General features: G+C 45.0%; 7 protein-coding genes and 1 tRNA gene. 1 reads left to right on the forward strand and 7 read right to left on the reverse strand.

Annotation, left to right across the window (positions count from 1 at the left end):
- Nucleotides 1–802 precede the first annotated feature (802 nt).
- The gene (locus tag ACO0K9_RS27750) at nt 803–1,780 is read left to right on the forward strand and encodes a hypothetical protein (RefSeq protein ID WP_422990597.1); all 978 of its coding nucleotides are present in this window, start codon (nt 803–805) and stop codon (nt 1,778–1,780) included.
- 164 nt (nt 1,781–1,944) lie between these two features.
- Here ACO0K9_RS27750 and ACO0K9_RS27755 read toward each other — a convergent pair whose 3' ends face one another.
- The 7 genes from ACO0K9_RS27755 to aqpZ all read right to left on the reverse strand — a co-directional run bounded on the left by ACO0K9_RS27755 (nt 1,945) and on the right by aqpZ (nt 8,093).
- On the reverse strand, nt 1,945–2,499 hold the full coding sequence (locus ACO0K9_RS27755; protein WP_422990599.1) for a hypothetical protein: 555 nt from the start codon (nt 2,497–2,499) through the stop codon (nt 1,945–1,947).
- Between the two features lie 36 nt (nt 2,500–2,535).
- Complete coding sequence (locus tag ACO0K9_RS27760; protein WP_422990601.1) at nt 2,536–4,092, reverse strand: KAP family P-loop NTPase fold protein; 1,557 nt, start codon at nt 4,090–4,092, stop codon at nt 2,536–2,538.
- Between the two features lie 323 nt (nt 4,093–4,415).
- A complete protein-coding gene (locus tag ACO0K9_RS27765; protein WP_422990603.1) occupies nt 4,416–4,634 on the reverse strand; it encodes an Arm DNA-binding domain-containing protein in 219 nt (72 codons plus the stop codon).
- Between the two features lie 157 nt (nt 4,635–4,791).
- Nucleotides 4,792–4,883 (reverse strand) — tRNA-Ser (locus tag ACO0K9_RS27770).
- Between the two features lie 102 nt (nt 4,884–4,985).
- On the reverse strand, nt 4,986–6,236 hold the full coding sequence (locus tag ACO0K9_RS27775) for an aspartate kinase (RefSeq protein WP_422990605.1): 1,251 nt from the start codon (nt 6,234–6,236) through the stop codon (nt 4,986–4,988).
- Nucleotides 6,237–6,690: 454 nt separating this feature from the next.
- Entirely contained in the window at nt 6,691–7,257 is a 567-nt protein-coding gene (locus ACO0K9_RS27780; RefSeq protein WP_422990607.1) for a DUF1415 domain-containing protein, read from the reverse strand.
- Nucleotides 7,258–7,403: 146 nt separating this feature from the next.
- Nucleotides 7,404–8,093 (reverse strand): aquaporin Z, encoded by a 690-nt coding sequence (gene aqpZ, locus ACO0K9_RS27785; protein ID WP_422990609.1) that lies wholly within the window; start codon nt 8,091–8,093, stop codon nt 7,404–7,406.
- Between the last annotated feature and the right edge of the window lie 453 nt (nt 8,094–8,546).

Genomic DNA, 8,546 nt, shown 5'->3' on the forward strand with positions numbered 1-8,546 from the left:
TCTTATCGGTCTCTGTTTTTGAGAAAACTGAGATTTCATGCGCCTTTCAGACCGATGACTACATTTCTGAAACAGCACCCAACGCTAACCAATTGAATTTATTCGACTTTTAACCGGACGCTAGTGAATGAATATAAGACAAAAATACTGTATTGGCGACGGGAAACAGTTGACCGGTAATATTCATCCGATAAGCGGTTATTGCCCCTTACGGAAGTGATATTCAACAGTGAAATATGGAGGAGGTATCGTTCGGCATTGAGCCGCAACAAGAATTAAAACCGAGGTGGGATAGCGCCAATGCTACGCACGAAAAGAAAAAGCCCTTGATGACGGCTCAAGGGCTTTTTCAGTATTGCAGGCGGAGATGGTGGAATACAGATGCCTTGCTATTATTAGCTAGACTTAAATTTACCTACTTATTTACCTCAAAAATTTTTTGTGGCTTTTTTACAAATAACTGAAATAGTAGTCGAGGCCGTAACGGACTTTTATGATTCAATCACTTCCACTACCGTGCCGTCTTGTATGGACACCACACGTTTAGCTGCATTGATCGTTTTCGGTCTGTGCGCGACCATGATGCGGGTTTGACCCACGTACCTGGCTCGCAGTCATCGGCGTAGCTGCCCTGGTCTACCTGGCCGGCGACGACATCGGGACGTCTGTATCGATTGTTACAACGCAGTGAGGGCCCTTCTTAACAAGTTGTATTATTGAAGTGCCTTTATTACCTGAGAGTAGGTTCTACAGTAGAATCATTTATTATTCTATCGTCAACTACAATCCAAGGAAATACAGTATGTCACCCAGCTTGTTCGATGATTTTCAACAAATAGCTACATCTTTTTCCGTTCCGCTAGGGACAGTCGGCATCGCATTCGTTGGCATTTGGCTAGCACACGCCTGGACAATCTCTAGGCTAAAGGAAGCAATTAAACACGAGTACGCAATTTCACTTCAAGAACACAGAACTGGCCAAGAAAAAGAGTTGCAGATCTTTAAGGCAGCGAATGATACGCTTTTGCAGGAGCATAAAAGGGAGCAAGATAGGCTGATACTAGATCACAGGGCGACACAAGATCGACAATTACAGCAGCAACGTGATGAGTTTGAGACAAAACTTCACATGATGAAACACGAGAACGAAGTGGGGCAGCTTCGAACCTCACTTTTTTTTAAGCATCAGCAAGAAGCCTTTCAGGCCATTTTGATTGAAACCGCTTTCGCAATAAGTTGTTGGGGCCGCAAATACGACCCTGTAACTTGCATTTGGGGCCGAATTCCTGAAAGCAACTATGAAAAAATAGAATCGACCATTCGAAACTACCAATTGTTTCTTGATCCCGACTGCAAGCTAGCGCTCGATATCTTAATTAATGTATACCAAAATTCTTTCCCCTTTGACGATGGGCACGGGGAGATTGCAAAAGATGGAAGAAAACCACTTTCTGATGCTGAATATTTACAACCCCGATTGGCGGCACTTTTTCAAATGAAAATTGGCGTGCCCTACGAAAAGGAAGCATTTTTGGAAATAGCCCTGTTAGGAATAGTTCGATTATTATCGCAACACTTTCAGACAAGTAATGACCTTTCATTGAAGATGCTCTCTCACAAGTTTTTGGACACTGAGGACTCAGTCGCATTGGCAAAAGAACAGTTTGTTGAGCTAAATACTGACTTGCAGACGCTGCTAGATACATTGCGAAGCGACGGTTGGGCGTCCAACAAGAAATACACACAACTGAAAAAGTTATTGGGAGTTATAAGAAAATAATCGGAAATTAACACCCCGATGTGTAATGTAGGTACGTGGTGCCCGAGGCTGGAATTATGAATCGTTTAAAATCAATGATTTAAGATACAAATGCGCAAATTATGCGTAGTTGATTTTTTAATTTCAAAAACTTGCAATTTGTCTTTCGATTCCGGCCCTGCATTCTAACCCAGGGCAACCACTATACTTGTTAACTCGTGGAGTATGTGCTTTTCAAGTATGGCCAATGGGATAGCTACTCGGCCTCGCGTCATGGGATCTGGGAAGAATGCAGCCGTGCGTAAGTAGTCCGGCCCCCAACTACCAGTTTCTTGCTCATCTAGCAAATGCCAATTCGCAACTGCACAAACCTCGCCCCCGATCATTTCGACACTAAAATGTCCGCGCCACAATAGCATGCAATAACTACCATCCGGCTGCGGTCGATTTATGAAAACAAGCACGCGCTCCCCCAGCTTTGGAACAATATTGCCCCATGCAGTTGTCGACCCGTTGATTACAAGACGTTGTGATGTATATTGCTCTACGTCCTGAAAGCGTTTTGAGTAGTGCTTAATCACATTACAAACGTAGGTATTAGCTCGCATTTCGGAAATGTCGACAAGAATCGGGTCGGCACATGCCAACCGCCTAGCCAACAGTGCCGTTGGTTCTTTCAATGCGTCAATAAATAAATCGGCTGACTCTTCGTCCATTGACATTAACCGAGCATTCTTCATATAAGACATTATTTAATAACTTGGCTGTGCATTATGTCAATCAGCAACAATCTTGGAAAAGCCTCCAGCGCGGCGAATTATGTCAGGATAGATAACGAATTCAGGCTCTTCAGCATATGACAAATGCTGCCCTGCGCTGTTAAACAAAGTTAGATTTTCCGGAAAATCGTACACATTTGTACGTTCAATTAGATTGCTCCAATTTTCTCGAGCGCGACGAAAAGCCTTAAAGTACTCGACTGCTACAATAGAGATATCAATATTTGCCATCGAATTTTGCCCATTTTTTCTAATCTTTATTTGGCCATTGTCGATTGAACGTCTGAGGCCGGGATACCCTGTAACTTCATCAAGTTTCTTATACTCTACGATTTTGGAATAAACACCTAAATCACGATGATAAATGACGGCTAAAAATACGAGAAAGAAAATATGAATTTGCTTATTTTTCAGATTCAAGAGCGCTGCATCCACAATTGTGGATACTTGCACTTGATCACGAGCAGTCAATCTAAAAGTTAAAACATGTATTTCTAATACGTAAGCCATAACAGAGATCGAATCATGCGAGACAACCGGGGTGGCATCCAACGTTACACGATTTTTTAAACCGTAAACAATGTTTTCAATATCAGGCAACATCATGTTTGACGCTAAAGCACGGCAAAACTTATTTGTATTCGGTGTCGACATCGAATACTGAAGATCAAAAAATCGTTTCAAATACGTCTTACCATCAAATCCTTCTCCGTAAATTGCTTTAACGGAATGCGCTAATTGAGAAATATTTGTTGAAACAATAAAATATACGCCAGGCACACCAAATAGATGTTTTATACCTTCAAGCAGTTCAACTGCATAATCCGGTCGACATCTATCCAATTCGTCAATAAAAACTAGTATAGGCAACTCTACTCCATCAGTTTCGTATAGCCGTTTAACTAATAAACTGAGTTTCTTTTTAAAGCGAACAATTGACGCCTTCATTGAACGATGTGCGTTTAGAGATTGCGTTAATATCGCATTTAATTTTTTTTTGACTTCAATGAATTCCGTTTTTCCTGAATCCGAGGCCCCTTTAGAAGCTTCTTCGTCATCATCCACATGACTATTTATTTCGTCTTCATCATCAAAGGAAATCTCCTTCAGCTTTTGCAATGACATGCCCGCCGTATGTTTGAGAATAGCCCCACCGATGACGGTTAACGCGGGTTTCCAGCAGTCGTTGATAGTCTCCACAATCTTTTGTCTTACCGTTTCGGTTACCGGCATTTCTTTGTAGCAGTCCCTCAACCCTGAATCAAATTCAGCGATAAATGCAAGAAGCGGATCTTTAGTAAAGTCATTTTTCCAAGCATCAAAAACAAATGTTGGATGTTTGAAATTGGTGGCATCCCGACAAACTCTTTCAATAAAGAATGTCTTACCACTTCCCCAGTCACCATTTAAGGCCAAAACAAAGCCCGGCTCGCCCGCCTTTTTTATATATCGCTGCTGCAAAAAATAGAGTAAGTTTGCTCCTTCTGCCTTGCGGTCAAGTAGGTCTCCAGTCCAAATATCATTTGGAGTAAGGTTCTGATTTGACACGCTCATGGTGGGCTTTCTGAAAAATAGTAGTTAAGCCTAATTAAATTACTGGCTGAATACCGCTCTAAGTAGCCTAGATCCATTACATAGTCCATCACCATAGTACACGACCAGCCAAGCGCCGAGCGCATTCAGACCTATCTGAAAAGTCGTGCAGGGCCTCAACAAATGTCGTACGAGGTATTTTGTCGATATGCATACCCCAATCTTTGCGATGATCTACTCCAGGGACGTTATCGTTTGGTTTTGATGTTTGCTATTCGATAGTGATGCTACTTTGTTGTCGAGCCATTGCCTGGCCATCTATTTAAACAAAGGTACTTTCATTTTTATTTCCGCTCTAGATTCTTTAACCTGGCATCGGCCAGGGAAACGTCGGGATATTTACCGTATTTGATCGTTGTTCGTTTGCCAGCTACGTCGCAATCACATTTCCACGATTTAGACCCGGCAGCTAACACGTAAAGGTACAGGCCCTCGATATCGCGGATTTTGTATGGCTTGTCTTTGGGCTTCGCAGCATCAATTTGCTTAACGGTAAGAGGCATTGTGAAAAGTAGGTAAATTTTTCGACTTACCTACATTCTACCTACTTATCAATACTTACAATAGATTACGAGTTATTGCCGCAAATGCGCTAAACCGTTGATTTAAAATAAAAAAGGGGTGAAATCTAACAAGATTTCACCCCTTCTTACATACTGCTGGCGGAGATGGTGAGATTCGAACTCACGATTCAGGTTACCCCAAATGCTTCCTTAGCAGGGAAGTGCCTTCGGCCACTCGGCCACATCTCCACACTATTACAACCGCCAATTACTCAGTCGCAATCGAGACCGAGATAATAGCTGTTTGAATGATTTTGGTCAACAGTCAACCCTAAAAAATCATCTTTTCTTTTATGCACTTTCCAGACCGAAAGCTTTGTGCAGGGATCGCACTGCCAGTTCCATGTATTTTTCGTCGATCAATACAGAGATTTTGATCTCTGATGTGGAAATCATCTGGATATTAATGCTCTCTTCCGACAGGGTGCGGAACATCTGGGACGCGATACCCACGTGGCTACGCATGCCAACGCCGACCACAGAGACCTTGGATACCTTGGAGTCACCAACGATGCTGCCGGCACCGATATGCGCCTTGACGCTGCCTTCCAGCACTTCCATGGCCTTGGTATATTCACCACGCGGCACCGTGAAAGTGAAATCGGTCTTGCCTTCCACCGATTGATTCTGGATGATCATGTCGACTTCGATATTGGCATCGGCAATAGGTCCCAGAATCTGGTAGGCGATACCAGGTTTGTCGGGCACACCCAAAACGGTGATCTTTGCTTCATCACGGTTAAACGCGATGCCGGTGATGGTAGCTTGTTCCATGTGTGTATCTTCCTCAAACGAAATCAGGGTGCCGGAATTTGCTTCTTCTTCCAGCGGCATTAAAGGGTCAGTCAATGATGACAATACGCGTGTCGGCATGCGGTAATTACCAGCAAATTCGACTGAGCGAATTTGCAATACCTTGGAGCCCAGCGACGCCATTTCCAGCATTTCTTCGAAAGTCACGGTTTTCAGGCGACGGGCATCAGACACCACGCGCGGATCAGTCGTGTAGACGCCATCTACGTCTGTGTAAATCAGGCATTCCTGCGCCTTCAGGGCCGCAGCTACCGCTACCGCAGAAGTATCAGAGCCACCACGACCCAGGGTAGTGATATTGCCCTTGTCGTCCACGCCCTGGAAGCCGGTAATAATGACAATTTTGCCGGCATCGAGATCGGCTTTGACTTTGACATCGTCAATCGAGGCGATGCGGGCCTTGGTGTGGGCAGAATCAGTCTTGATAGCGACCTGCCAGCCTGCATACGATACCGCCTGCTTGCCTATGGCCTGCAAGGCCAGTGCCAGCAAACCGACCGATACTTGCTCACCGGTCGATGCAATCATGTCGAGTTCACGTGGATCAGGTTGCGCGGAAATTTCTTTTGCGAGACCGATGATACGATTGGTTTCGCCTGACATTGCTGAAGGCACCACAACTATCTGGTGACCGGCATCATGCCATTTGGCGACGCGTTTGGCGACGTTCTTGATGCGTTCTGTCGAACCCATCGAAGTACCGCCGTATTTGTGGACGATTAAAGCCATAGATATAGAAGACTAAGGGGTGAAAAATGCGAAAAATCAACCTCTTACTGTACATGTTGCTCCGCAAAATAACAAGGCACTCTGATGCAGAAATCCTGAAGAAACAGTGGTCATTGCCGAAGTGAAAGCAAATTTTCTACAGAAAAATGGTATTTCAATTAAGAAATTTGCGCCCGATTAGCAAGAAAATGCGATGCACTATGGACTGGGATAACCGGGGAGGTCTGTGAATGACAGCCATCTTCATGGAGTATATATGACGGACAAGCGGCTCCATCATAGCTATATGAGCCGTGCAAATTACTTATACTCCCCTGAGTATAAGGAAAAATGATGTTTTACAAGGCTTCGGCAACTATACCTCACTACAAATTACTTATTTGCATATCAATATAAGAATTCAATTGCTATGCAAATGGTCGCTACCGAGATTTTATAAAATTGGGGGCGCAGTTTATTTTTTGCCATACTTGGAAAACAGGCGACGCCAGCCTTCATGGCCCAGTTCACGCATGGTCTCCATGTTTTTTTCATAGATCTGCTCTGCCTCAGGAAAAGCCAGAACAGCTTTGTCTATGCTATCTTCGCGCAACAGATGCAAAGTCGGGAAAGGCGCGCGATTGGTATAGTTTTCAATATCATCCGGCTCGGTACCGGCAAACTGATAATCGGGGTGGAAGCTGGCGATCTGCAGTTGCCCATCCAGCTCCACTTCTTCCAGCAGACCATCTGCGACATCCAGGAAATCATTGAAATCCAGGAAATCATTTAAGGTCATTGGGTGAATCAGCAGCGTCGTTTCGGTTTTTTCCGGATTCACTTCTGCCAGCAATTCCAATTCACGCGCCAGATCATCCAGCAAAGCTTCCGGCGTACGGGCCTGGCTGACGATATAGCGAATTTGCTGCTTCACCTGCACAGCTTTGGCAAAGGGACATAAATTCAGTCCGATAACAGCCTTTTCCAGCCACAATTCAGTCGCTGCAATGACATCCGCAGAATTAAGGAGATTACTGGTCATGATCAACATCAAAACGAAGAAGGCCTGAGAATAACATGCCAATTTTCTATCTGCATGACATCAGAAAATTTAATGTGCTTCCGGACCATTTTCGGGCCATTTCATCAGGCAATAGCACCTGCACCAACAGATGCTGTTGTCCCTACTTATTTGTCTTCGCTGGCTATCGACTTATACGCAAGCGCACCAAGCACTGCGCCAACAATAGGTGCTATCCAGAACAGCCACAGTTGCTGCAGCGCCCAACCACCCACGTAAATGGCAACGCCTGTACTACGCGCCGGATTGACCGACGTATTGGTCACAGGAATACTGATCAGATGGATCAGGGTCAAGCCCAGGCCAATAGCAATCGGTGCAAAGCCCTGCGGTGCCCGGGCATCTGTCGCACCTAAAATGATGATCAAAAACATCGCCGTCATCACTACTTCGGTCACCAATGCAGCCAACAAGGAATAGCCGCCTGGCGAATGATCTGCGTAACCATTCGATGCGAAACCAGCCGACACGTCAAACCCGGCCTTGCCGCTGGCGATCAGGTATAACACCCCACCCGCCACGATGCCACCCAGCACCTGGGCAATGATATACGGCAACAGCTTGTTCGCCGGAAAACGGCCACCGGCCCACAAGCCTATGGAAACAGCAGGATTAAGGTGACAACCCGAGATATGCCCTATCGCATAAGCCATGGTCAACACGGTCAACCCAAATGCCAGCGATACCCCATGCAAACCGATACCCACCCCCGGAAATGCGGCCGCCAGCACAGCGCTACCACAGCCACCCAGCACCAGCCAGAATGTCCCAAAAAACTCTGCACCGTATTGTTTCATTTGCTTGCTCACTTTTCTATTGAGGAATATGGATGTTAACTACCTTACTCTCATTCCCTCTAAAACTGAAAGCAAAGTGACATCAATATAGCAAATTTTATATTGCCTTATTATTAAAATTTGTGATGGGAAATGTGAAAAGCTGATGTATTGCAGGCAAATTAAACATGTTTTTCAAAATCGAAAACCATTGAAAAGCTTTAAGACCACTCACCACAGAGGCACGGAGGCACAGAGAAAGGCAAGAGAATCGGATGATTTTTTAATCCCGTCCGCTCCAGCGCAGGCTGGAGGCTACCGGGTTGGCGCTCCAGCATCGTTGGTTGATACCCCGAAGGCCGGGCCACAGAGTAAAAGCAGAGAAGTTCTCCTGTTTTTGCTGTTCTTGCCTTTCTCCGTGTCCTCTGTGCATCCTCTGTGTCTCTGTGGTGAGAGGTCTTGATATTGATGTTG

The organism is Undibacterium sp. Ji50W, from assembly GCF_049340445.1.
In the GTDB taxonomy this organism is placed as follows: Bacteria; Pseudomonadota; Gammaproteobacteria; order Burkholderiales; family Burkholderiaceae_D; genus Undibacterium.